Source organism: Mucilaginibacter sp. P19 (assembly GCF_050632265.1).
GTDB classification, from domain to species: Bacteria; Bacteroidota; Bacteroidia; order Sphingobacteriales; family Sphingobacteriaceae; genus Mucilaginibacter; species Mucilaginibacter gossypii.
This window is the reverse complement of sequence record NZ_CP192586.1, coordinates 4281995-4305533: the sequence shown is the minus strand read 5'-3', so window position 1 is coordinate 4305533 and position 23539 is coordinate 4281995. Positions and strand designations below refer to the sequence as shown.

Annotated in this window: 23 protein-coding genes and 1 pseudogene; 12 read left to right on the top strand and 12 right to left on the bottom strand. The window is 44.1% G+C overall.

Annotated features, from left to right (window positions below; all coding sequences use genetic code 11):
- Positions 1 to 5: 5 nt before the first annotated feature.
- The 6 genes from ACQ86K_RS20920 to ACQ86K_RS20895 all read left to right on the top strand — a co-directional run bounded on the left by ACQ86K_RS20920 (position 6) and on the right by ACQ86K_RS20895 (position 4912).
- On the top strand, positions 6 to 347 hold the full coding sequence (locus tag ACQ86K_RS20920) for a hypothetical protein (protein ID WP_431198684.1): 342 nt from the start codon (positions 6 to 8) through the stop codon (positions 345 to 347).
- Entirely contained in the window at positions 302 to 538 is a 237-nt protein-coding gene (locus ACQ86K_RS20915) for a RagB/SusD family nutrient uptake outer membrane protein (RefSeq protein ID WP_431198683.1), read from the top strand. The genes ACQ86K_RS20920 and ACQ86K_RS20915 overlap by 46 nt, the downstream gene beginning before the upstream one ends.
- Entirely contained in the window at positions 489 to 1631 is a 1143-nt protein-coding gene (locus ACQ86K_RS20910) for a RagB/SusD family nutrient uptake outer membrane protein (RefSeq protein WP_431198682.1), read from the top strand. The genes ACQ86K_RS20915 and ACQ86K_RS20910 overlap by 50 nt, the downstream gene beginning before the upstream one ends.
- Before the next feature lie 43 nt (positions 1632 to 1674).
- Positions 1675 to 2811 (top strand): SusE domain-containing protein, encoded by a 1137-nt coding sequence (locus ACQ86K_RS20905; RefSeq protein ID WP_431198681.1) that lies wholly within the window; start codon positions 1675 to 1677, stop codon positions 2809 to 2811.
- Between the two features lie 66 nt (positions 2812 to 2877).
- The gene (locus tag ACQ86K_RS20900; RefSeq protein ID WP_431198680.1) at positions 2878 to 4032 is read left to right on the top strand and encodes a glycoside hydrolase family 76 protein; all 1155 of its coding nucleotides are present in this window, start codon (positions 2878 to 2880) and stop codon (positions 4030 to 4032) included.
- 97 nt (positions 4033 to 4129) lie between these two features.
- The gene (locus ACQ86K_RS20895) at positions 4130 to 4912 is read left to right on the top strand and encodes a glycoside hydrolase family 76 protein (protein WP_431198679.1); all 783 of its coding nucleotides are present in this window, start codon (positions 4130 to 4132) and stop codon (positions 4910 to 4912) included.
- A gap of 501 nt (positions 4913 to 5413) precedes the next feature.
- On the opposite strand, the gene ACQ86K_RS20890 is transcribed toward ACQ86K_RS20895, so the two are convergent.
- The 6 genes from ACQ86K_RS20890 to ACQ86K_RS20865 form a co-directional block, all read right to left on the bottom strand.
- Positions 5414 to 5659, bottom strand: a complete 246-nt coding sequence (locus ACQ86K_RS20890) for a GIY-YIG nuclease family protein (protein WP_431198678.1) — start codon at positions 5657 to 5659, stop codon at positions 5414 to 5416.
- Positions 5660 to 5701: 42 nt separating this feature from the next.
- The gene (locus tag ACQ86K_RS20885) at positions 5702 to 7609 is read right to left on the bottom strand and encodes a DUF294 nucleotidyltransferase-like domain-containing protein (protein ID WP_091162088.1); all 1908 of its coding nucleotides are present in this window, start codon (positions 7607 to 7609) and stop codon (positions 5702 to 5704) included.
- A 30-nt stretch (positions 7610 to 7639) separates the two neighbouring features.
- Complete coding sequence (locus ACQ86K_RS20880; protein WP_431198677.1) at positions 7640 to 8296, bottom strand: 3'-5' exonuclease; 657 nt, start codon at positions 8294 to 8296, stop codon at positions 7640 to 7642.
- A 144-nt stretch (positions 8297 to 8440) separates the two neighbouring features.
- Positions 8441 to 9262, bottom strand: coding sequence for a DUF4249 domain-containing protein (locus ACQ86K_RS20875; protein ID WP_091162093.1), 822 nt, complete (start codon positions 9260 to 9262; stop codon positions 8441 to 8443).
- Positions 9263 to 9266: 4 nt separating this feature from the next.
- Positions 9267 to 11930, bottom strand: a complete 2664-nt coding sequence (locus ACQ86K_RS20870) for a TonB-dependent receptor (protein ID WP_256337307.1) — start codon at positions 11928 to 11930, stop codon at positions 9267 to 9269.
- Positions 11931 to 11994: 64 nt separating this feature from the next.
- A complete protein-coding gene (locus tag ACQ86K_RS20865; RefSeq protein ID WP_091162097.1) occupies positions 11995 to 12987 on the bottom strand; it encodes a FecR family protein in 993 nt (330 codons plus the stop codon).
- 177 nt (positions 12988 to 13164) lie between these two features.
- Here ACQ86K_RS20865 and ACQ86K_RS20860 point away from each other — a divergent pair, with 177 nt between their 5' ends.
- Entirely contained in the window at positions 13165 to 13719 is a 555-nt protein-coding gene (locus tag ACQ86K_RS20860; RefSeq protein WP_091162897.1) for a dihydrofolate reductase family protein, read from the top strand.
- Between the two features lie 8 nt (positions 13720 to 13727).
- On the opposite strand, the gene ACQ86K_RS20855 is transcribed toward ACQ86K_RS20860, so the two are convergent.
- From ACQ86K_RS20855 to ACQ86K_RS20835, 5 genes are all read right to left on the bottom strand, one after another.
- Positions 13728 to 14315 carry an RNA polymerase sigma factor gene (locus ACQ86K_RS20855; RefSeq protein WP_091162099.1) on the bottom strand — a complete coding sequence of 196 codons (588 nt, stop codon included), beginning with the start codon at positions 14313 to 14315 and terminating at the stop codon, positions 13728 to 13730.
- Between the two features lie 208 nt (positions 14316 to 14523).
- Positions 14524 to 14733 carry a hypothetical protein gene (locus ACQ86K_RS20850; RefSeq protein WP_431198676.1) on the bottom strand — a complete coding sequence of 70 codons (210 nt, stop codon included), beginning with the start codon at positions 14731 to 14733 and terminating at the stop codon, positions 14524 to 14526.
- A 164-nt stretch (positions 14734 to 14897) separates the two neighbouring features.
- A complete protein-coding gene (locus ACQ86K_RS20845; protein ID WP_431198675.1) occupies positions 14898 to 15101 on the bottom strand; it encodes a hypothetical protein in 204 nt (67 codons plus the stop codon).
- Between the two features lie 4 nt (positions 15102 to 15105).
- Complete coding sequence (locus ACQ86K_RS20840; protein WP_431198674.1) at positions 15106 to 17298, bottom strand: TonB-dependent receptor; 2193 nt, start codon at positions 17296 to 17298, stop codon at positions 15106 to 15108.
- Between the two features lie 276 nt (positions 17299 to 17574).
- The gene (locus tag ACQ86K_RS20835; protein ID WP_431198673.1) at positions 17575 to 17901 is read right to left on the bottom strand and encodes a hypothetical protein; all 327 of its coding nucleotides are present in this window, start codon (positions 17899 to 17901) and stop codon (positions 17575 to 17577) included.
- 264 nt (positions 17902 to 18165) lie between these two features.
- Between ACQ86K_RS20835 and ACQ86K_RS20830 the strand changes: the two genes are divergently transcribed.
- Together ACQ86K_RS20830 and rlmF are read left to right on the top strand one after the other, a co-directional pair.
- Positions 18166 to 18636, top strand: a complete 471-nt coding sequence (locus ACQ86K_RS20830) for a nucleoside triphosphate pyrophosphohydrolase family protein (protein WP_218134322.1) — start codon at positions 18166 to 18168, stop codon at positions 18634 to 18636.
- A 66-nt stretch (positions 18637 to 18702) separates the two neighbouring features.
- A pseudogene (gene rlmF / locus ACQ86K_RS20825) lies at positions 18703 to 19622 on the top strand (23S rRNA (adenine(1618)-N(6))-methyltransferase RlmF).
- 107 nt (positions 19623 to 19729) lie between these two features.
- On the opposite strand, the gene ACQ86K_RS20820 reads toward rlmF, so the two are convergent.
- Positions 19730 to 20878 carry an acyltransferase family protein gene (locus tag ACQ86K_RS20820; RefSeq protein ID WP_091162108.1) on the bottom strand — a complete coding sequence of 383 codons (1149 nt, stop codon included), beginning with the start codon at positions 20876 to 20878 and terminating at the stop codon, positions 19730 to 19732.
- Between the two features lie 198 nt (positions 20879 to 21076).
- Here ACQ86K_RS20820 and ACQ86K_RS20815 point away from each other — a divergent pair, with 198 nt between their 5' ends.
- From ACQ86K_RS20815 to ACQ86K_RS20805, 3 genes are all read left to right on the top strand, one after another.
- On the top strand, positions 21077 to 21754 hold the full coding sequence (locus tag ACQ86K_RS20815; RefSeq protein ID WP_091162110.1) for a pseudouridine synthase: 678 nt from the start codon (positions 21077 to 21079) through the stop codon (positions 21752 to 21754).
- 54 nt (positions 21755 to 21808) lie between these two features.
- Complete coding sequence (locus ACQ86K_RS20810) at positions 21809 to 22078, top strand: hypothetical protein (protein ID WP_091162112.1); 270 nt, start codon at positions 21809 to 21811, stop codon at positions 22076 to 22078.
- Positions 22079 to 22225: 147 nt separating this feature from the next.
- Positions 22226 to 23527, top strand: a complete 1302-nt coding sequence (locus tag ACQ86K_RS20805) for a DEAD/DEAH box helicase (protein ID WP_091162113.1) — start codon at positions 22226 to 22228, stop codon at positions 23525 to 23527.
- The last annotated feature ends 12 nt before the right edge of the window (positions 23528 to 23539 follow it).

Genomic DNA, 23539 nt, shown 5'->3' with positions numbered 1-23539 from the left:
CCATCATGAAAAAATATTCGACATATAAAACCGCCTTTTTAGTATTACTGGCCAGTTTATCGGCTTGTAAAAAACTCGATCTGGCGCCTACCAATAAGTTCACCGACAGCAATTTCTGGACTACTACCGAAAAAGCCGGCGCGGTGCTTAATACCGCTTATTCGCAAATGTTCAGCAACGACTATTTCTTTTATAACGAAGGAGCATCGGACAATGCATACAATGGCCGCGGCGATAACCAGGGCGCTGCCTCGCTTGCCGCAGGTACTTATGATCCCTCATTAGGAAGGATCAAACAGGAATGGGGATTTCATTACAGCGGCATAAAAACCTGCAACATTTTTTAGAGAATGTAGACAGGGTGACCGCTATGGATGCAACGCTGAAAGCCCGTATGAAAGCCGAAGCAAGGTTTATCCGTGCTTTTCATTATTTTATGCTGGAAACATGGTGGGGCGATGTGCCTTTGTTTGATAAAGACATCAGCATTGACGAGATCAAAAAGCATTGCCCGCACACCAAAAGCACAGGTTGTTGATTTTGTATTGAAAGAGCTTGACGCTGCGGCAACTGATTTGCCGGTGAACACCGCTTATAAAGAATCCGACAGAGGGCGCATAACTAAAGGCGCAGCCATCGCCCTAAAGGCAAGGGTGCTGCTTTATGAAAGCCGCTGGCAGGATGTGGCAACCACTTGCGAAAAGCTGATGAACGATAACAGCAATGGTACTTATAGCCTGTTCCCATCGTACGAAGGTTTGTTTTTACCGCAGAATGAGTACAACAGCGAGGTGATCCTCGACCTGGAATTTGTACCGGATGTGAAAACATACAGTAACTTTTTTGATATGGCTCCGCTTGCTGTTGGAGCCCGTTTAAATGCCCTTGCCCCAACACAGGAACTGGTTGACAGCTACCTGATGGAAAATGGTAAAAAGATCACCGATGCGGGTTCTGGCTATGACGAAAACAATCCGTATGTAAACCGCGACCCAAGACTTACCTATACTGTGGTGTACAACGGTTATAAATGGAAAAAGCCGGACAACAGTGTTCAGGTTATCTACACCAAACCGGGCGACGATCCGGGTGCTACCAAGCCTGATGAGTACGCGCCTGGCAAAGTAAGCTCGCCAACAGCTTATTATACCCGTAAATATTACGACCCTTCATCTGCCGTAAATTTTCAATCTGCTTTAAACCTGATCCTCATCCGTTATGCCGATGTGCTGCTGATGTATGCCGAAGCTAAAAATGAGCTTGGTCAGATGGATGCCGGTGTTTGGGATAAAACAATCAAAGCCTTACGCGCCCGCGCCGGCTTTACCGATGCGCCTGCACTTAACTTCAATGCAACCGGACAGGCAGATTTACGGAACATTGTACGCAACGAGCGCCGTGTCGAACTGGCTATGGAAGGCCTGCGGGTATTTGATATCCGCCGTTGGCATACTGCCGAAACCGTACTGAACGGTTGGGCGCACGGAGCCAAATTTGGTCCGGCATCGGTTGATAATGGCTACATCAGGGCCAACCTGCGCACATTTGACAAAGGTAAAAACTACCTCTGGCCAATCCCTCGCGATGAGCGCGCTGTTGACCCTAACCTAACTCAAAACCCGGGCTGGTAAATCATTAATTATTTATAAAAAGACATTATAATCAATTACGATCATGAAAAATATTACATACTGCCTCATGGCAGGCATCATAGCCATTTTAATGGTAACAGGCTGCAAAAAGGATAAAACCTTACAACATACACAGGTATCGGCAGTAACCAACCTTTTTGCTCCTGCAAATAACAAATTCATCCAGTTAGAGCCGGTAACCGGTTCGGCCACATTTGAATGGGCCGAAGCCCATGCCGAAGACAATGGCCTGGTTTTGTACGAGGTTGCTTTTGATAAAGAAGGCGGCGATTTTTCAAAGCCAATTTATACTATTCCTTCAGATGCTAACGGACTCTACAACAAGCTTACCATCTCCTACAAAGACCTGAATAAGGTGGCCGATTTAGCCGGGATCCAACCGCAGGCTACCGGTAAATTGAAATGGACCGTAATGTCATCAAAAGGTATCAATGTGGTTAAAGCGACTGCATCAAGCATTATTGAAGTGCAGCGTGCTGCGGGTTTTACAGATATTCCTGCTGATCTGTACCTGACAGGTTCGGCTACCGAAGGCGGCGAAGACTTAAGCAAAGCGGTACATTTTAAACAAACTGCAGCGGGTGTTTTTGAGGCCTGGACTTCATTAAAAGCAGGTACTTATCACTTCGCCGAGCGTAACACAGGCACGCCTGCAACTTACTCTGTCGATGGCATTAAACTGCTGAAAGACGGTAGCACTACCGTAACCGGAGCCACAAAGGTCGAACGTATCGTAGTTGACTTTACCTCTGCATCAGCTACTATAACCGAAGTAACCGAGGTTGGTTTATGGTTTGCGGCAGATAATAAAGTATGGTTCCCGCTGCCTTACAAAGCCGGTGGTAAATGGGAAATAGATAACGCTTCTATTGTATTTCACCAGGAATCGTGGGGTAGGGATGAGCGTTACAAGTTCCGCTTTACCTTTAAAGATGCTGCGGGTAATACTTCAACCCAGTTTTATGGCAGCAAAAATTCGGATAACAGTCGCCCGGATGCCAATACAGCCAAATCATTCTGGTACATGGTGCCGGTTAACAACTCGCAATATGATTTCTGCTTTAAGTTTACCGGTGCAGCCGATAATCACAACGCCGATATCGTAGTTGACTTTAGCGCTGATGCTGCTGCTTATACCCACTCTGTTACTGTTAAATAATATTAACCGCCTACCTGCCGCCGTGTTGCCAAAATATGGCGGCAGGTTGACGATAAAAGATATTTTATGAAAAATAAATTGCTCAACATAGCTACTGCTGTCCTTGTAGGCGGCATAGCCATGACTTTTTCATCGTGTTTAAAGGATAAGCCTTTCCCCTTGTACGGCAATAAAGCTTCGGCAAAGGTGGAATATAAGTACGCCGAAACAGCCGATTCATTACAGGAAAAAACATACACAACCTTCATATCGGCAAACGGAAATTATTTTGTGGCGAACAATGCCGGCAGTACCACTTTTAATTACTGGCCTAATGCCCATACCCTTGATATTTTTACCGATGCCTACCTGCGCACCAATAATGATATCTACAAGCAAAGAATGAGCTCGCTTTTAGCCGGAATAAAAACTACTAACGGCGGTCTTTCCAATAATTTTTACGATGATATGGAATGGCTGGATCTGGCTACATTAAGGGCTTACAATGCTACAAAGGATGCCGCTTATCTAACGGCAGCCCACACGCTTTGGACAGATATTCAAACCGGCGAAAACAGCAACCAGGGCGGCGGTATAGCCTGGCGTAAAAATCAGTTGGATTATAAAAATACACCTGCAAATGCTCCGGCCATCATCTTTGCAGCCCGTTTATATGCTTTGGAAAAAAATGAAGCCGACCTCGCGACAGCAAAAAGATTATATACCTGGCTCAAGAAAACCCTGCTTGATCCTTCGGGCATTATCTGGGATGGTATCAACGCCAATGGCGACGGGCAGATCAGCAAGTGGAAGTTTACCTATAACCAGGGCGTGTTTATCGGGGCTGCATTGGAACTTTATCATGTTACCAAAGATGCTGCCTACCTCACCGATGCGGTGAACACAGCCAATGCCACCATTAATGATACAGATATTTCACCCGGCGGCATCCTGAAATCGGAAGGGCAGGGCGACGGTGGTTTATTTAAGGGTATCCTGATCAGGTATCTTACACTGCTGGCCCTCGACCCCGATATTGCTGAAACCGACAGGACTAAGTTTATCAGCTTCCTGAAATTTAATGCCGAAACACTTTATACAGCAGGTATCGAGCGGCCGTCACTCATGATCAGTCCCGATTGGAAAAAACAGCCATCAGATACTACGGATCTTACCACCCAGTTAAGCGGTGTAATGATGGTTGAAGCTGCCGCAACGCTGAAAGCGGCCGGTAAATTTTAAACAACAACTTTGTAACAATAAAAGCCATAAAAGTATTCAACCACTTTTATGGCTTATTTTAGTACTTGATTTATACCTGTCTCAAATACAATTATCTATGAAAATTAAACTTATCGCCCTGCTTTGTCTTACCGTAGCTTTTAGTACGTGTGCCCAAACACCTAATTACAAAGAGCGGATAAAAATCATCAATCAAAACATTAACAGCTATTTTGCCGATACAAAGACCGGGTTATACCTTGAAACCACCGACTCGGTTGAGAATAAGGGCAACCATTCGTTTTTGTGGCCACTTTGTGCCCTGGTGCAGGCTGCTAATGAAATGGAAGTGCTGGAACCTTCCAAACAATATCTTAAGCCTGTTATGGTTGCTATCCAGCAATATTATTCGCCCCGCTTACCTACACCGGCTTACCAGGCCATGGTAGCAAAGGAAAAACAGGATTCGCGTTTTTATGATGATAACGAGTGGGTGGCCATTGCCTTGATGGATGCCTATAACCGTACCCATAACAAACAATATTTGGAAACCTCCAAAATGATCTACCGGTTTTTACTAACCGGTTATACCAATGAGGCAGGCGGTGGTTTTTATTGGGAAGAAGGCAACCGGAAAAGTAAAAATACCTGCTCAAATGGTCCGGGGATTTTGGTGGCCTTGCAACTGTACAAAGCAACAGGTCGTAAACAATATTTGGACACAGCTTTACTGGCTTATAACTGGACAAACAAAAACCTGCAGGCACCATCCGGCTTGTTTTATGATAACATAAAGGTGCCGTCGTTAAAGATCGATTCGGCTATTTATACATACAACGCGGGCACCATGCTGCAGGCCAATGTGCTGCTCTATAACATCACCCATGAAAAAAATACCTGACCGAGGCCCGCCGGATTGCCAAAGCCTCTGAACAATACTTTTACCGCAACAACCGGCTGCCCGGCAATTACTGGTTCAATGCGGTTTTACTTCGTGGCTACCAGGAATTATATCGTGTTGATAAAGACAAAACACAATTTCGTTTTTTTGTTGACGACGCTAACCGCATATGGCAACAGGAACGGAACGATAAAAACCTGCTCGGTCCGCATCGCATCAAAAGCCTGATAGACCAGGCAGCGATGGTGGAGATTTATGCGAGGCTGGAGGAGATGGGGGGTAAAAACGTCGGTGTACAGCAAAAAAATGGATGTCATGCTTCGACGAGCTACCCTATGACAACTTAAAAAAGGGGTGTCATACTGAGCCTGTCGAAGTATGGAGGGCAGGCCTCTGCGCGCGACCCTTCGACAAGCTCAGGGCGACAGGCCGACACACAACAAAAAGGGATTGTCATGCTTCGACAAGCTCAGGGTAACAGGCCTTTATTTTTTGCTTTAGCTAATTCCGGTAAAAGGTCCCAAGTGTCGTTTTGATAGCTTCTTTCTTTTCTCTTCGCCATCCTTTAACCTGTTTTTCAAATGCTATAGCTTGGTTAACGTCATTAAATACCTCATTAAACACCAGTTCCAAAGGTCGCCGTTTAAAAGTATAACAAGTAGGATTCTCGCCGGATTGATGCTCAATCAATCTTCGCTCAATATTATTAGTTATTCCAGTGTAGTACGAACCATCAGCACATTTCAATATATAAACGCGATATTGATTCAGGCCAACGTTTATCATCCCTTACCCAAACAAATTATTGGTAAACTCCATTTTTATCCTTGTTTGAAAGTTATCTATCGTCTTAAAAATCTCCTTTAAGGCTACTTTTTCAATTTTGGTGAGTTTATCCGGATCGATGTAGTTGTCGGGTTCGGTGCGGTCCCGGATAATTTGGGAGGCCTGGTTGCGGAGGCGCAGGCCCATTAAAAAATAGTACGACTGGATCAGCTCATGAACCTCTTTTTCGTTGAACACACCTTTCTCTTTTAGCGCCTTCAACCGCTCGCCAGTATTCACCTCAAAAATACGGTGGCGCAGGGCGTACATCCGCACCAGGTCGACGATCGGGGTCATTGATTTTTTAATGTCGAAAACTTCCTGGCTGCCTTTGGTGAACGTTTTGATGTTTTTGAAAAAGGTGAGGGGCGGCTCATATTGCAAAGCATTTTTAGCCATATGGAAAAAGATCTTACCCAAAGGTTTTTGCAATTCCTCGTCCAGAAACTCTTTTAACTCATCCATAATGCCGGCTTCGCCATAGAGGTATCGGCAGTCAAAAAATGTAGAGAACTGAATTACAGTTTCGGGAACAGCTTCGGTCATCCAACTTTCGTAATTGCGTTTCCAATGGGAGAGAGAGTGCGTCCATTTGGGGTTTTGGGCCATGTAGCCGCCGGTGCAAAAGCTGAAGCCGATATGGTCAAGTTTTTCAGATACCTGTTGCGCAAAACTCAGGAAATATTCGCGCACTAACTCACGCTGCTCGTTGGCTTTATCTTCATAAATAATGGCGTTATCCTGGTCGGTTTTAAAAGTTTGTTCCTTACGGCCTTCGCTGCCAAGCACCATGAAAACAAATTTGGCCGGCGGTTGGCCCATTGTTGCAATAACGCTTTCAATTACTTTTATGGCAATGGTATCGGCAATAGTGGTGATCACCTGGTTTACAATTTCGGCGTTTACACCCCGACCAAGCAATTGTGTGACCATTTGCGGTACGGATTCCCATTTGCGCTTAAGCTCCTGTACTGAAATGGCTTGTTTTACCGATTGAATGAACACCAGGGGCGATTGCGCCTGTTCGGACAATAATTTATTCCTGCTGATGCTGCCTACAAATTCATCCCCGTTTTTGATGAGTAAATATCGGGTTTTGGTACGGAACATCATCAAGATAGCTTCGTATACATAAGCGTTGGTGCTAATGCAAACGATAGGGTTATCCATAATGTTGCCGACCGGTTGGGCGGTATCTGCCTGTTTTGCAACTACATTATCGCGCAGGGTTATATCGGTCACATAGCCTACAATTTTGGCTTGCTCATCGCGGATAAAAATGCAGCTTACCTTGTGTTTGGCCATCAACCGTGCCGTTTCATAAACCGGGGTCCCTTGAGGGCAGGATACTATCTCGCGGTATTCGATACTTTCAATTTTGCGCGAGTACATTTGTTCGGAAGCTATATAGCTTTCCTCAAAAGTTGCCGGGCGTTTGTAAAAATGGGCAAACTCATCATTAAGCATCCGTTTACCAAAATCGGCAGTAAAATATTGTACAAAGTCTTCGTAAGCTTTGCACAGCGACCGGAAATCTTTGCGATGTAAAAAGAAAACGGTTGTGCCCTTTTTGGCTATTACCGTACGGATAGACTGTTTACGGTTAAGCAATACCGAAATACCTCCATAGCAGTAACCCGAATGATGATACTCCAACAACCGCTTATTTTGCTGGGTGTCATAAAAAAAGGATTCGTATTCGCCTTCGGCAATGATGTCTACGCCGCGCATTTTGGTTACTTCCTGCTGGTAAATAACCGTGTCTTTACTATAACGGATCTCCTGCAACTGGTCGGCAACCTGTTCCAATACTTCTGTTGGAAGCAGATTAAAAGGGGATACTTTACTTAAAAATTCAAGACGTTGAACCATATAACCAAAAAGCTATGATGATGATCAAAATTAAAATGATGGCTGCGGGTAAAAGGTATTTTTTTCGGAGCGGATTTTTTGCAGGTAAACCTCCTGGTGCTCCACGCTCTCTTCGGTAATATCGCCGCGTTTCAGCATCTCAAAAAAGCACTCGGCGGTAGCCTCGGCATCTTCAAGGGCGTTGTGCTGTCTGTCAAAGGTTTTGTTAAACAATACTTCGTACAGTTGGTTTAACCTTAAATACTTGGTTTGCGGGTTTTGTACCCACTTGGTGGTTGCCAGCATGGTACAAAAGGTTTTTAAATTTTGAAGCGGATTGGTGATCCCTGTGCGGTAAAACTCAACGCCGGCAACATTCAGGTCGAGCTCAATAAAATGACCTATTACCAGTGGTTGATACTCTAAAAGATCATTGGCCAGCATGGTCACTACATCTTTGCGCCATTCGCCGTGCTCAACCAAATACTCCTGGGTAAGGCCGTGTACTGCGTATGCTTTTGGGCTTATGGTGAAGTCATTATCTTTAATATAATGATCTTCACGCTTTACCTCCCGCATATCTTTGGTGTACACGATCCACGACACCTGCAGGGCATAAGGCCAGTTGTCGTTATCACAATAGGGCAGGTCCCACTTTTTGGGCAGGCCGGAGGTTTCGGTATCTATGAATAAAAGGTAATCTTGCACATGCTAAATTTATGAATTTATTTGAATGATGGTAACAGGCAACAAAATCCCTGCGGGGAAATATTGGTTTAAATAAAAAAACTCGCCTTGGGCGGGCGTTTTTATATGATTTTCTCCAATAGTTACCCCTTTAAGGGCTGGCGGTTACGGCGCTGTCAATACCTTCCTCTCCACTGTGTGCGCACTAAAGTAACCCAACGCGCCGCCTTTAATATTGGTTAGCGGATTTGCCGGGGCGGCGTTATTGCCATCGCCGTTGGCGCTGTTGCTGAGACTGTAAAAGTATTTGTAAACAGTCGGGTCAATGCTCATCATTTCAATGGTTACCTGGTTGCCTGGGCGGATATCGCGTGCCGGGTTATCGTTGCTGTTATCAAACCTGAGGTTGTTGTTCACCTCCTGCCCGTTGGTAAATTCATCGTCTTCCAGCATGATCGTTTCTTCTTTGCGGCCGTTTACATACTGTACAAAGCGATAATAGTTTTTGGTAGCAATAGGGTCGTCATATCGCACGGTAACATATTTGCGCGGGGTGCCGTCTTTATTATTTTGAAGCTCGTCTTTAACCAGGTAAATACTATCTAATGGAACGCCGGGGTGCATTAAGCAGCTTGAGGTGAATGTTTTGCCGTCAACACTAACATTAAGCTGATAAGTATGGCCGGGGTTGCCTGTTAAAGTACTGTTTTGGTAAATGCCGGTAATTGTAGCTGTAAGCGGGTAAACATTGTTATTATCATCGGCAATGGTAACGGTAGCGCCGCCTATGCCATTGAAGTCATTGTTATCGGTGAAGTTTTTGGTCTTACTTAATAATACTTTGCAGCCGCCGGCCTGGTTGGTTAATACACCTTCAACTACATATTGCGGGGTAGTATCTTTTAGTTTAAGGTCGATGGCCTTTTCGCAGCTGCTTAGGCTTGCTGCAAAAAGCAGGATAGTTATATATTTTATAGTGTTTTTCATCGGCTTAAAATTTAAAGTTATAGGTAACCGAAGGCACAAAGGTGAACAGGGTAGTGCGCACCGCCTCGGTACGGCTTGCGTCGGTCTTGTTGTCGCGGAAAAATATGCGGTAAGCGTTTGGATTACCGTATGCATTGTACAAACTGAATGTCAGATCAGACTGAAATTTCGCCGTTTTTTTAAGTTGCCTGGTTGCCCCTAAATCTAAACGGTGATAAGCCGGCATCCTGTCGGCATTTCGGTTGGTATAGTAGTAATAAGTTACGCCGTCAACCTGGTATTTACCACTCGGAAAGGTCACGGCATCGCCGGTATAGTAAACAAAGTTGGCGGAGAATGTCCATTTTTCGCTGGCTTTATACATGGCTACAATGGCAATGTCGTGGGTGCGGTCCTGCCGGGCATTGTACCACTTATTGTTATTGATGCCGTCAATCATCCGTTCAGATTTTGACAGCGTATAGCTGATCCAGCCGCTAAGCCTGCCGGTTTTCTTCTTCAGCAAAAACTCGGCACCGTAGGAGCGGCCTTTTCCAAAAAGTAACTGTGTTTCTATGGGTTGATTGGTGAACACATTGGCGCCATTGCGGTAATCTATCTGGTTTTGCAGCTTTTTGTAATAGCTTTCAACGGTAAATTCATAGTTGTGTTCGTTGAAATCCTTGTAGTATCCCACAGAGAACTGGTCAGCAATTTCCGGCTTAATGATATTAGTGCTGGCCACCCATTTATCCGTTGGTGAACCCGAGTTTGAGTTGGAGATCAAATGCAGGTTTTGCGCATTGCGGGCGTACGATGCCTTGATAGAACTTACATCATTTAGCTGGAAAGCCGCTGCAATGCGGGGCTCAGGGTTTATATAGGTTTTTACCTCCTGGCCGGAAGTGTAATGTTTAGAGCCTACGATGTTCCCGTCAGCATCAATATCGTAATAATCGCCTGAGCCAAGTATGGTAAAGGCCGACAGGCGTACCCCGTAGGTTAAAGTAAAACGATCTGTTGCTTTCCAGGTGTTGGTAACATAAGCGGCGTTTTCAAGGGCATACCTGTTTTGCAGGCTTTGAGATATAACGCCGGAGTTACCGGTAGCCGAAATTTCGCCCGGCTTAATGGTATGGTAAATGCTGTTTACACCAAAGCTGATGGTGTTTTTGCCGCCGGCATACCATTGCATGTCTTCCTTAAAGTTAAAATCGCGGATCTGCGAATAAATATTGTATTCGTTTACATCCTGCTTAATGTTAAGCTTATAGTCATAATTGCTGTAGATGAGCGAGGTGTTTGAAAACAGCTGACTGTTAAAAATATGGTTCCAGCGCAGGGTAGCCGTGGTGTTACCCCAGTTAATGCCGGCTATATCGGCAGCCTTAAGCACATCCTTTCCAAAATATCCCGAAACAAACAACCTGTCTTTATCGCCTAAAACATAGTTGGCTTTGGCATTAAGGTCATAAAAATAAAGCTGGCTTTTTTTGGCAATACTGTCTTTTGACAAGGCCAGGAAAGCATCGGCATAAGTACGCCGTGCGGATATCAGGAAAGATGATTTGCCCTTTTGAATAGGCCCTTCGGCATTAATGCGCGCGGCTATCAGGCCAATGCCGCCGCTTACGCCAAACTTCTGGTTGTTACCATCGTTCATTTTAATATCCAGTACAGATGAAAGCCTGCCGCCGTATTGTGCGGGCATATCGCCTTTATAAATATTGATATTCTTGATGGCATCGGAGTTAAAGGTGGAGAAGAAACCCAGCAAATGCGATGCATTGTATACGGGTGCCTCATCCAGCAGGATCAAATTTTGATCGGTTGCACCTCCGCGTACAAAGAAACCGCCGCTGCCTTCCCCGGCCGATTTGATTCCAGGCAGCAATTGGATGGTTTTGATCACATCACGCTCGCCAAGCAGGACGGGAATGTTTTTGGTTTCCTGGATGCTGAGGTGCTCAACGCCCATTTGCGGGCTGGCCAAGTCGCGTGCGCCGGCAGGCGCTGCTTTAACAGTTACTTCCTGCAATTGCTGGGCATTGTCTTCCAGTTCGATATTTAAACGAAGGTTGCCGGCTAATGATACCGGAACAACCGCGGCTTTTTGCCCCATAGCGCTTACCGAAAGTTGATGGTCACCGGCAGGCAGTGTAAGCGAATAAAAGCCGTATTCGTTACTTGATGTGCCAAAGTTTGCATCGGTAACCCTAATGCTTGCGCCAATAATAGTTTCGCCGGTTTGTTTTGATTTAACGGTGCCGCTTACCGTGTATTTGCCATCAGTGCCGGCGGCTGCCTGCTTTTTTACCTTGCCGGCATCGTATTTGATCAATACTTCATTATCAAGCACCGTAAAAATAAACGGGTGCGGAGCAAGGGACTTGCGTAATACCTCGCCCAAAGGTTGATTTTGGGCATTGACACTGATCTTAACCGTGCTTTTGGCAACTGTTTCATTATAGGTGAACCTTACGCCACAGGCAGCTGTGATTTTCTCCAAAGCCTGCTTAATCGGTTCGTTGTTTATGGTTATAGTAACGGGTTTATCTAAAGGTCCCTGGGCTTGTGCTTTGCTTAGTGCCATCATTAAAAATAACAACAAGCAGAGTGCCGTTCGGAAGGGTGTTCGCGTTATTTCGCAAATCAGCATGGAGGGCCATGCCGGTCTGTTGGTTTTCATAGTTGCTTTAAATTGTTGGTGTGGTTTGTTTCCTTTTTAGGGATGATGTTTTAGAATGAAAAGGTTAATTGTTGGATGATAAAGGTTGCAGGAAATATTGGTTTTCGACCCGTTTCCAGCGAAGGTCCATTACGGCGGAAAGTTTATTAAACGTTTTGTCGATAGGCTCATTCGTGTTGATATGACCGTAAAAACCGTTTTGGGTGATATCCGGCGTAAGGTGTATGCGGATACCATACTGATGCGACAGGTCGTCAACCACGGTTTGCAGTGACGCCCCGTCATAACTGAACAAACCGGTGCGCTGTGAAAGGAATTTGGAAGCATTGGGATAATTTTCCTTAATTAACGATCTGTCAGCCTTGTTATACAAGGCCCGTTGGTTAAGTACCATAATGGCTTGCTGGCTTTTGGGTAGGTTATGCTCCTGCACCGCCACTTTTCCGCTGATAACCGTAACTTCAGAGATAATCTGGTCGGGATAGGCTTTAACATTAAAGCTGGTACCTAATACCACGGTTTTAAGCTGTCCCGATTGGATAACGAATGGATGGTCCTCATCATGTACTACGTCGAAAAACGCCTCGCCCTCCAGTATTACCAAACGTTCTTTAGTCCTGAATTTATCTGGATAACTGATGCGGCTGCCGGGACTAAGCCAGATCCGGGTACCATCGGGCAAACTGATTTGCCGGTGTTTGCCCGGAGCTGTAACCAGATCGACCTGTTTGGCAGGATCAATAACTTCCAATACCTGGTTTTTGTAAAGCGCGGCAAAGGTAACCAGCAATACCAAAGCCGCTGCAGCAGCAATGTTTCGCCATAAGGTAAATACCTTACGTACAGGTTGTTCAGGTGTTTCCATTTGCGCGGTTATCTTACTCAAAATACTTTCCCGCAGCTGCTCAGGATTTTGGTATTTCGAGGCAGATAACAATACTTCTTCATCATTAAAACCAGCATACCAGGTATCAAGCCAGGCTTTTTCGTTAGCACTGATGGTGCCTTGTTTTAATTTATGAGCGAGCTCCCTTACGTTGTAGGTGTTGTTTTCCATTGTGCCTGATCTTTCAACCTTTTGCACATATAGTCAGTGATGGAAGCAGATACCCTTAGTGGAAAATGAAAAATATTTACCGCTATCTTTTTTTCTTTTTTGGTGAGATAAAGATCTGTATAAGTTATGCCGGTTGAAAATTTACTAATTTTAAAAAAGCCAATTAAAACCAATCAAATGAGAAAAGTAATCTACGGCATTAACCTAAGCTTAGATGGTTGTTGCGACCATGCCAAATTTAGCGGTGGCAAGGATATATTAGAACATTTTACCCGACTTATGGATGATGTTGACCTGATTGTATACGGGCGTAAAACCTTCGAGCTTATGGTTCCGTATTGGCCGGATGCCGCAAAAGATCCTTTATCAACCAAAGAGGAAAAAGAATTTGCACAGGCATTTGACGGTATTGAAAAACTTGTTTTCTCACGGACGCTGACCGGCACCAACGATAAAAACTCTGTTATTAGTCAAGCAAACCCTGGCGACGAGATCCGCAAACTGAAGCAACAGGCCGGAGGTAATATTTCAATAGGAGGTGTGAACCTGCCCTTACAACTCATTGAACTTGGTTTGGTTGATGAGTTCCATTATGTTATACATCCCGTAATTGTAGGCGAGGGGAGAAGTCTGCTGGAAGCTGCAGGTTTAAAGGAAAATGTAGGCTTAAAACTAATTGAATCAAAGATCCTTGAATCGGGCTGTATCGCGCTTCATTATGTTAAAAACTGAAGTGTATATTAGCTGAGGAGTAAAATTAGCACCGGCAGAGAAATACCCAGCGATTGCCTTAACGAACTTAGTGCCTTTGACATATGCGCTTCAACGGTTTTTTGTGATATGCCCAGTTCAGCAGCTATCTCGGCATAGGTTTTATTTTCATCGCGGCTAAGCAGGAATACGATGCGGCATTTTTCGGGCAGAAGGCTGATGCTGTGGTTAAGCCGTTGGCGCAGTTCTTTTTCCTCCAGCCATTGAATAGTGCTGTCGTCTGTTTCGTGCGAGGTAAAAGCGAGTTCATCCAGGTGCTGTTGTTTCCTGTACTGACGATCAAGATGAGTGATCACCTTGTATTTAATGGCTACCGAAAGATACGTAGCCATGGTATGTGTTAACTTAAGGCTTGCACGGCGCTGCCAGATACTTAAAAATACTTCCTGCACTACTTCTTCGGCTTCATGCTCGTCATCTAAACGGTGATAGGCTACAGCAAAGGTTTTATCCCAATACCGGTTATACAGCTCGGTAAAGGCATCCCGGTTGTCGCAGGCCATTAGCTGTAATAACTGTTCGTCCGTGTGGGCTATGTGCTGGTTTGGTACAGGCATTATTTCATCTGCAATGCTATGTTAAATAGATTGCAAAATCTTATTTTTTGAACCTATTTAACATGTTTTAACAGTTTAGAGTTTAATCAACATATAAAGTTACAGAGCTATCAATATTTATGAATCTCCTCTAAAATAAAAAAAGGTCGCCCCACAATCGGGGCGACCTGTATCGAATCAGTCAGTTAATAGTTTTTCAGTTAATTATTTAAAATGTAAAGCCTACCCTGGCAAAAAAGCGGCGGCCGTTTTCGCCCATTTGTACGGCATCAAACGGACCCGATGGTTCGTTGTTATAAGCCCATCCCTTAGCTCCCTTTACATAAGCCAGATCGGGATGTACGTTAAAAATATTGTCGGCGCCTATTGATACACGAACCGATTTCGCCACTTTGTAAGCGAAATACAGGTCGCTCACTACTTTGCCGCTGTAAATATATTGGTCGGGCAGTTGTGCCGAACCATTATCGGTTGGTACGGTAGGTGTAAGAGTTGTACCGTCGCCATAGCCATCAATAACAACTTTGCCAAAGTAAGTAAAGCGGGTACCTACGGTAAAGCTTTTGTGGCTAAACTCGGGGTTTAAGCTAAGTTTTTGAGGGGGGCCGATGCCAGGATAAATTTCTTTTCACGTTCGCTCAAAAATGTTTCGCGCAGGGCAGGGGTAGTACCAAGTATAGGCGGGTAATTTACCTTGTCAATCTTCATAGTTTGGAAATTGCCTGTAAAAAGTACCCTGAACCTGTTGGCGCCAATGGTTTTGTTGTAGTCAATAACTACGTCCAAACCTTTATTGGTAGTGTTTACAGCATTGGCAAAAAACTGGGCAGAGCTTACATGCAGGTTTTTCAGGGCATTGGTAAATGTAGGGTCGAGGGTTTCTGTCATCGGCACTGAACTGGCCAGAAAGCACAACGCGGTCGGTAACTTTAATATAGTATCCATCAACAGTAAAACTTAACTCAGGCATCGGTTTAAAGGTAAAGCCTAAACCAGCATTTTTTGATTTTTCCTGTTTAAGGTTAGGGATGCCTGCTGCTTTGGTGATGGGGCTGTAGTTAGGGGCTATTTTAACTTCAGATATCACAGTGCCCTGTACGTTGGTAAAAGTTGAACTGTAATTGATCTGTTGTAATGAAGGTGCACGGAAGCCTGTACCCAATGAACCGCGGATGTTAAAGTTATCGGTGATTTTGTAACGTGTGGCCAGTTTAGTATTAAAGTTTGAACCAAAGTCGCTGTAATGTTCATAGCGGTTAGCGAAATCGACCAGCCATTTTTTAGTGATATCGCCTTCAAGATCAACATATACACCTTCTACCGAACGGTGGGCATTTACCACATCACCGGGCTGATAGCCTGGAAATCCCTGTGAGCCTGCCGCTTTTACACCGGTTGGGTCGTAATTTTTGTAGGATGCCTCTTCGCCCGAAAAGATCTTATAGCGCTCGTAACGGTATTCGCCGCCAAAACCAAGGTTAAGGCCCTGCATTACATTGCCAAAATGTTTGTTGATGTTCAGGTTACTGGTGTTTTGTAAAAACTCCGATCCGCCGTCGTCAAAATTGGTTTTATCAGCCCCTAAAGAAGCATTAAATGTTTTATAGCCAAAAAAGTGGAACTTATTGTTACCAATATTATTGCTCAAATCCCAGTCCCAGGCATTGCCCAGGGTGCCTTTTGCGCCTACGGCAATGGCAAGATCTGTATTATGTGTACGGATAATGGGATTGTAATATGATTCGCCGTCTGGGGTGTTAAAAATGATACCGCTCACCGGGATCATTTTGCCGCTGTTGTCGGTAGGGAAACGTTCAGGACGGCCAGAGAAATTACGGGTAAAGGCATAATCGTCAGATGCCTTATAGCTGTAACCACCAAAGCTGTACAAGGTTGTACGGGTACCGGCAAGAGGTGATTCATGGTTGAAAAAGAATGTGCCGCTCTCGGCCGATCCATCGCCATTGGCACGCCTGTACGGGTTTATAGGCAGCGCTTTAGGGTTTGAGGTTGTGGTATCATGCGTTTGGCGAAAGGTTTTGCCGTTTTTGGCATAGTCGCCCGTAAAGTTGATGAAACCGCCGTTTTTGCCGAGCGCTAAACCATAGTTGGCATCAATAGTGATACCATTGCCATCAATAGCACCCCCGTGAGGGTATTGAGACGCAACAACACTTTTACCACTGTTAAAAGCGGGATCATAATAACCAGAATAACCAACATTGGCATTAAACACGCCGGTGGTTTTCTTTAAAACAAGGTTGATAACACCCGCAATAGCGTCAGAGCCATATTGGGCCGAAGCGCCGTCGCGAAGGATCTCGATCCTGTCGATAGATGCGGTTGGGATAGAACTCAGGTCGACACCAGAGTTACCGCGACCGCGCGTACCGAATACCGAAACAAAAGCAGTGGAATGCCGGCGTTTACCATTTACTAAAACCAGGGTTTGATCGGGGCCTAAGCCGCGTAATGTACCCAATTCAACGTGGTCGGCACCATCCGAACCGGATTGTTTATTGTAGTTGAATGATGGGGCCGAATAGTTAAGGATGTCGGTAATATCCATACGACCGGTTACTGAGGCCGCTTTACCCACATTAACAATATCAACAGGAACCGCCGTTTCAAGTTTTACCCGCCCGGCAGATCGTGTACCTATTAATACTACTTCATTTAATTGGGCTATATCACCAACCAGTGTAATATCAATTTTAGTACGTCCGTTAATAGCAACTGTTATGGTTTTGTAGCCCGTATAGCTTATAATCAGTTCATCAGTTGCCGCTGCTGAAATGGTGTATATCCCCTTTGCGTTGGTGCTTGTACCTAAATTGCTGCCTTTTATATGTACCGATACCCCGGGCATTGGTGCATTGCTTGCCGCATCGGTAACGATTCCGGTTATAGCTTTCTTTTGTGCTAATGTCAATAGGGGAGTTATGGTTAGCAAAACGAGGGTGAATAGTAAAATTTTCTTCATAAAACGGAGGTTATGGCGATTGAAATAATGTTAATTTTAACGTAAGTTAATAATTATTGAATAATTGTCAATGTAAAATCAATTTTATTAGAAGATTTGTACTTGTGATTTACTGTTTTAGGTGATTTGTGATGAAAAATACTGGCATTTTTGTATTTTTTTATGCCAGAGTGTTGAATTAACAAAAAAGCCAACTGCTGAAAGGTCTTAATTCTTAACAATTGGCTTTTTGGGATTTAAAAAAATGAATTGAACGTCTTTTTGTCGTTTGTTTTCTTAGTTAAATGGCTTTTTCAGGTTCGGTATCTTTCGTTGTTTTGCTCGCAGGCGCTTTTGCAGGAGTAATTGGTGCAGCGTCGGTTGCTTTTTTCCCTTTTTTGCTTTGGGTTCAGCGGGAGCGGCGTGTGCTTCAGGACGTAATTTAGCCGCCAATATTTTTGCCAGGTTTTTTGCAGCTTTGTCTATAGCTTTTTTAGCTTTGCTAACATCGGGGCCAAATTCACTTACCAGGGTTTCAATCTGGATAACTAATTTCTCTTTTATTTGTTTCTTAAGAGCTTTACGGGCTTGTTTAATAGCGGCTTTATCTTTTATGTTTTTCATGTGAATGGATTAGAGATCGGGTGAAGCACAGTTTTTTTCTGTGCGGTGCAAAGTTATGTTAATATAATGTGGTTTTAATATTATGTTTATGTTAACAACTACTATTTATGTTAAATTTTTATTAATTGATAATCAGTGCTATTAATTGTTGTTGCTTTATTTATTTTTTGTTTTATAACCCTTGGCCTAATACGGCTTTACTAATTTTTGAAAGCCTTAGGGTTAATTCTTAACTTAGCCGTTTATTTATTGCCCTAAAACAACATGATCAAAGATTTAAGTGCATTAACCCAGGTAGCCGAATTTCATGCCACTTTTAAGCACCCTATAATTGAAAAACCTGCAATACCCTCAAAAGCACGCTGTGATCTGCGTATCGAACTTATTGCCGAAGAATTAAAAGAACTGCAGCAGGCTGTTAATGATAATAACATGGTTGAAGTAGCTGATGCCCTCTGCGATCTGCAATACGTATTATCAGGAGCAGTACTTGAATTTGGCCTGGGCTCAAAATTTAAAGAACTGTTTGATGAAGTGCACCGCTCCAACATGAGCAAAGCCTGCAAAACGGTTGAAGAGGCTGAGAAAACCATCGAACACTATAAAAATACGGCCAGTACGGATGCATACTATAAAGAGATAGACGGTTTGTACCTGGTGTACCGTACCTCTGATCATAAAACATTAAAATCTATCAATTATTCGCCTGCCTATCTGAATGGCATTGTGGGTTAATCATAAACTAAAAACACTATTCCATTGTCAGCACAAGAATCCAATCAGCCTCAGGCTAAAACCAATATGCACCCGCGTAATAAACACCGCGCGGGGTATGATTTTAAAGCATTGATCAAAGCCACGCCTGCCCTGAGGCCATTTGTGCGTACCAATGAATATGATAATTTTACCATTAATTTTGCCGATCCGGAAGCAGTAAAAACACTTAATAAGGCATTGCTGCAATATCATTACGATATAAACTACTGGGACATTCCCGAAGGTTTTTTATGTCCGCCTATACCTGGTCGTGCCGATTATATCCATTATGCGGCCGATCTGCTTGCTTCTGTTAATAACGGTGTTGTGCGCAAAGGCCGGAAAGTACGTGTACTTGACATCGGAACGGGCGCTAACCTGGTTTATCCCATAGTAGGTTTCAAAGAATATGGCTGGAACTTTGTTGGCTCAGAACTCGACTTGGAGGCTATGGCATCCGCACAAAGTATTGTTGAGCAAAACAGCCAGTTAAAGGTTGCTGTTGAATTGAGGCAGCAAAGCAAGAAGGCTGATATATTTAAAGGGATCATTAAACCCGGCGAGTTATTTGATCTTACTATCTGTAACCCGCCCTTCCACGCTTCGGCTAAGGAAGCTGCTGCCGGTTCGGCCCGTAAATGGGATAACCTGGGTTTACGAAAAGATAAACAGCCTATACTTAATTTCGGCGGCCAAAATACCGAATTATGGTATCCCGGGGGCGAAGCTGCATTCCTGAAACTGATGGCCGCGCAAAGCAAGGCCTTTGAAAAACAGGTTTTATGGTTTACCACGCTGGTTTCAAAAAAGAAAATCTCAGGATCTTGTATAATGCCCTTCAAAAAGAAGGCGTAAAAGATGTGCAAACCATCAATATGTCGCAAGGCCAAAAGGTAAGCCGCATCATGGCCTGGACTTATTTAACGCCGGAGGAGCAGAAAATATGGTTGAACCCTGATTTATAGGATTAAAGGATGCCGTGATATTTAAACCTTGATTTGCCGGACTTTAGGATAGCCTTGATGCTTTTTAATTCATGGTTATCCTAAAATCCTTTCAATCAAGGTTCAGCTTACACTCTCAAAAATGTCTTCTTGGTATACAAGTAATACAAAAACGCCCATTTTACCATTACGAAGCAAATAGCCATTACTACAATATTGTATGGATCGCCTACTAACTGGCCTATCCATCCAAAAAGGCCTTCGGTTGTATAACTCCATTTAATAAAGTGGCCCGAAATATAAATCAAAATGGAGTTCATGCCTATCACCCTGAAATAAAATGCCCATTTGTGATAGCCTTTTACATCAATAATATAGTAAAATAATGCCATCAGCAAAAGGCTTAAGCCGCCTACGTGCAGTACAAACGAGCTTGTCCACAGGTTTTTGTTGATCGGGAAATCGAGGTTCCAGATTTGTGCAAGGATCAGGAAGATGATACCTACTGCAGCCATGGTAGTTACCTTGCGCATTTGCGTAACACCGCCCTTTTTAAGCAACAGGCCGGTAAGGATGCCTAAAATACCGGTGCTGATGGCCGGGATGGTTGAAAAAAGCCCCTCAGGATCGTGGATGCCTAAATACAACCGGCCCGGTAGTATGCTGCGGTCAACGTATGAGGCAAAGTTGCCTTTCATGGTCAGGTCGCCCATAGGGAAGCCCGGTGCAGAGGTAAACTTAAGCAGCAGCCAATAGCCGATGATGAAAAAGCCAAACCAAAACATTTGCCAGCGCTCGGTACTGTACAGGTAAATGATGTTGGCAAACATATAGGCAATACCGATACGGCCCAATACGCTGGGGAACCGGATCTCTGAAACAGGCATAATTTTTAACCCGTTGTTTACCACAAGGCCGAGCAACACTAAAATAAATGCCCTTTTTATAACGCGCAGCAATAATTGCTGGCGTGTTTTGCCTTTTTCCAGTTCGCGCCCCACAGAAAATGGAGTTGATACGCCTGCCATAAACAGGAACAACGGGAAGATAAGATCATACAGGTGAAAACCATTCCAGTCGGGATGGGTAAATTGGTTGGCAATAGCGCCCCAGAAAGGTGAACCGGTGGCTTTGGCCATGCCGTGGAAGATCTCTTCGCCGCCCATAATCCAAAACATATCAAATCCCCGGAGGGCGTCCAATGAAAATAAACGGGTGCGCGCCGCGTTAATATCGTCGGCTTGTTTAGCACTTGCCTGGTCTGCTGTGGTAGTCATTAGTTTAATTGTATTTAGGTATGAACTAAAGATAGGAAAAGCAATACTATTTAAAATTATTTTTTTACATCAATAACTTTTAAAAGCTGTTTAAAAAGATTTTGTGAGGTATTTTAATGTGATGCGTTTCTGCGATGGAAAGATTTCGGAAATAAATCCAAAATGCTGCCGTAAATTCGCAGCCTTGTAATTATGCCCATGTTAGAGATCATATACCGCGATGAACACCTGATTGCCATCAACAAGCCCCATGGATTGCTGGTTCACCGGTCGCCCATAGCAGCCGATGCTTCAGAGTTTGCCCTGCAATTGCTTCGGGATCAAATTGGCATGAAAGTTAACCCTGTTCACCGCATCGATCGTAAAACCGGTGGCATCCTGCTTTTTGCTTTTAATAAAGAGGTAGAGATTGCCATGCAAAAAGCATTTATGGAAAACCGTGTGAGCAAGAAATACCTGGCCATAGTAAGGGGCCATACACCTGATGCGGAAGATATAGATTACCCGCTGCGCAAAGAGAATGGCACTTTGCAGGATGCATTTACCAGTTACACTACCCTAAAAAGGGCAGAACTTGATATAGCTCTAGGCAAACATCCAACTTCAAGGTATTCATTGGTTGAGGCTGTGCCTACAACCGGGCGTATGCACCAATTACGCAAGCACCTGAGCCACATTTTTCACCCAATTATAGGCGACCGCACCCACGGCTGTAACAAACAGAATAAGTTGTTTTTAGAGCAATGGGCAATGAAAACCATGCTACTGCATGCATCGCAGTTAAATTTTAAGCACCCCATAACCAGCGAAGAAATAACGATCAAAGCTGCACTTCAACCCGAATTTACCCGGGTTATGGAGATCATGAGCTGGTAAGCCAGTCTTAAGGTAATTATTTAAACAAAACGGGCTTAATATTGTAGTTGATAGATGGAAAAGTCGGTGATCTATGATCTGGATACCGAAGATGGTATACGCCAGATCGGCATTGAAGCTGTGCAGCAGCTGATACCCGGTACAAATGTGTATGCAACTGGCGTATTTAGGTTAAGTGAAGGGGAAACAGATCTTGGAGATATTGTTTTTGACGATCATATGCACGAATGGGAATATACCTGTATGGGGAATTTAACCCATCGGGAAGCTAAAAAGGTTGCAAGGTTTATTAAGCATAATTTTAAAACGGAGGTGGCGGAGTAAGAAGCTAATGGGAAAAATCCCTTCTCGGGAAGGAAATCGCACAATCTCCCGCTTTTTTAGTCCGTTAAGTTAATAGCTAAGCCGATACAGATAATCGGTCCCCCGGGGAAATTTTACCGTATCTTTGCGCCTCAACAAAAACAAACCATGATTGATCAGGCATTGAGTAACCTCGGCATAACTGCCCTTAACCCCATGCAGCTTGCCGCGCTTAGTGCCGCTAAAAAAGGTGATGTAATCCTTTTATCACCTACGGGCTCGGGGAAAACGCTTGGTTTTTTATTGCCTTTGCTTAACCTGCTTGATGCCGGTGTTTCTACAGTACAGGTGATGATCCTGGTGCCCTCGCGTGAGCTTGCTTTACAAATTGAGCAGGTTTGGAAATCTATGGGTACGGGTTTCAAGATCAATTGCTGTTATGGCGGCCATGCTGTAAAAATTGAACGGAATAATCTTTCGCATCCGCCTGCAGTTTTGGTTGGTACGCCGGGGAGGATTGCCTTTCATTTGCGTGAAGAAAATTTTAGTACTGATACTGTACGTACGCTCATTCTCGATGAGTTTGATAAAGCGCTTGAGTTCGGTTTTCAGGAGGATATGGCTTATATCATCAGGCAGTTGCCCGTTGTTAAAAAGCGGATATTGACTTCGGCTACAAAAATGAGTGAGATCCCGGATTTTACAGGGATTGCTAAACCTGTTGAAGTGAACTTTTTAAGTAATGTTACTTCGGCGCCAGATATTAAACAAAAAGCGGTGATATCCGAAGCTGCCGATAAACTGGATGCACTTTTTGCCCTGATCTGTAAAATTGGTAATAAAGCAACCCTTGTGTTTTGTAATCACCGTGAAGCGGTTGACAGGATCGGCGAGTTGCTTTGGTACAAGGGGTTGGAGCACGATGTTTTTCACGGCGGTATGGAACAGGACGACCGGGAACGCGCCCTGTTAAAATTCAGGAACGGAAGTCACCGTTTATTGATCACCACCGATCTGGCCTCACGTGGGCTGGATATCCCTGAAATAGAATATGTGATACATTACCAGCTGCCGCATAATGAGGAAGCTTTTTTACACCGTAACGGCCGCACAGCACGTATGAACGCTAAAGGTACATCATACCTGATGCTAATACCCGATGAAAAGTTGCCATACCTAAAACAACTGCCCCAAATTGAAGAACTGCCCGAAAAACTGATATTGCCGCCTGCATCGCCTTGGCTTACCTTGTACATAGCCGCTGGCAAAAAGGATAAAGTTAACAAGGTGGATATTGTAGGCCTGCTGCTTAAAAAAGGCGGGCTGGCAAAGGAGGACCTCGGTTTGATAGAAGTGCTTGACTACTCATCGTACGCTGCAATCAAGCGCGATAGAATAGAAAGTGTAGTAAAGCAGGTAAAGGCCGAAAAAATTAAGGGCAAAAAGGTGAAGATGGAAATTTCGAGGTAATTTTGTTTAAAA

Coding starts and splice junctions, on each gene's coding strand:
- ACQ86K_RS20835 (WP_431198673.1), bottom strand. CDS start 17,901: ATGAAAAACATAAAAGATAAAGCCGCTATTAAACAAGCCCGTAAAGCT.
- ACQ86K_RS20820 (WP_091162108.1), bottom strand. CDS start 20,878: ATGACTACCACAGCAGACCAGGCAAGTGCTAAACAAGCCGACGATATT.
- ACQ86K_RS20855 (WP_091162099.1), bottom strand. CDS start 14,315: ATGCCTGTACCAAACCAGCACATAGCCCACACGGACGAACAGTTATTA.
- ACQ86K_RS20805 (WP_091162113.1), top strand. CDS start 22,226: ATGATTGATCAGGCATTGAGTAACCTCGGCATAACTGCCCTTAACCCC.
- ACQ86K_RS20900 (WP_431198680.1), top strand. CDS start 2,878: ATGAAAAATAAATTGCTCAACATAGCTACTGCTGTCCTTGTAGGCGGC.
- ACQ86K_RS20885 (WP_091162088.1), bottom strand. CDS start 7,609: ATGGTTCAACGTCTTGAATTTTTAAGTAAAGTATCCCCTTTTAATCTG.
- ACQ86K_RS20815 (WP_091162110.1), top strand. CDS start 21,077: ATGTTAGAGATCATATACCGCGATGAACACCTGATTGCCATCAACAAG.
- ACQ86K_RS20840 (WP_431198674.1), bottom strand. CDS start 17,298: ATGAAGAAAATTTTACTATTCACCCTCGTTTTGCTAACCATAACTCCC.
- ACQ86K_RS20920 (WP_431198684.1), top strand. CDS start 6: ATGAAAAAATATTCGACATATAAAACCGCCTTTTTAGTATTACTGGCC.
- ACQ86K_RS20865 (WP_091162097.1), bottom strand. CDS start 12,987: ATGGAAAACAACACCTACAACGTAAGGGAGCTCGCTCATAAATTAAAA.
- ACQ86K_RS20870 (WP_256337307.1), bottom strand. CDS start 11,930: ATGAAAACCAACAGACCGGCATGGCCCTCCATGCTGATTTGCGAAATA.
- ACQ86K_RS20860 (WP_091162897.1), top strand. CDS start 13,165: ATGAGAAAAGTAATCTACGGCATTAACCTAAGCTTAGATGGTTGTTGC.
- ACQ86K_RS20905 (WP_431198681.1), top strand. CDS start 1,675: ATGAAAAATATTACATACTGCCTCATGGCAGGCATCATAGCCATTTTA.
- ACQ86K_RS20830 (WP_218134322.1), top strand. CDS start 18,166: ATGATCAAAGATTTAAGTGCATTAACCCAGGTAGCCGAATTTCATGCC.
- ACQ86K_RS20875 (WP_091162093.1), bottom strand. CDS start 9,262: ATGAAAAACACTATAAAATATATAACTATCCTGCTTTTTGCAGCAAGC.
- ACQ86K_RS20810 (WP_091162112.1), top strand. CDS start 21,809: ATGGAAAAGTCGGTGATCTATGATCTGGATACCGAAGATGGTATACGC.
- ACQ86K_RS20915 (WP_431198683.1), top strand. CDS start 302: ATGGGGATTTCATTACAGCGGCATAAAAACCTGCAACATTTTTTAGAG.
- ACQ86K_RS20895 (WP_431198679.1), top strand. CDS start 4,130: ATGAAAATTAAACTTATCGCCCTGCTTTGTCTTACCGTAGCTTTTAGT.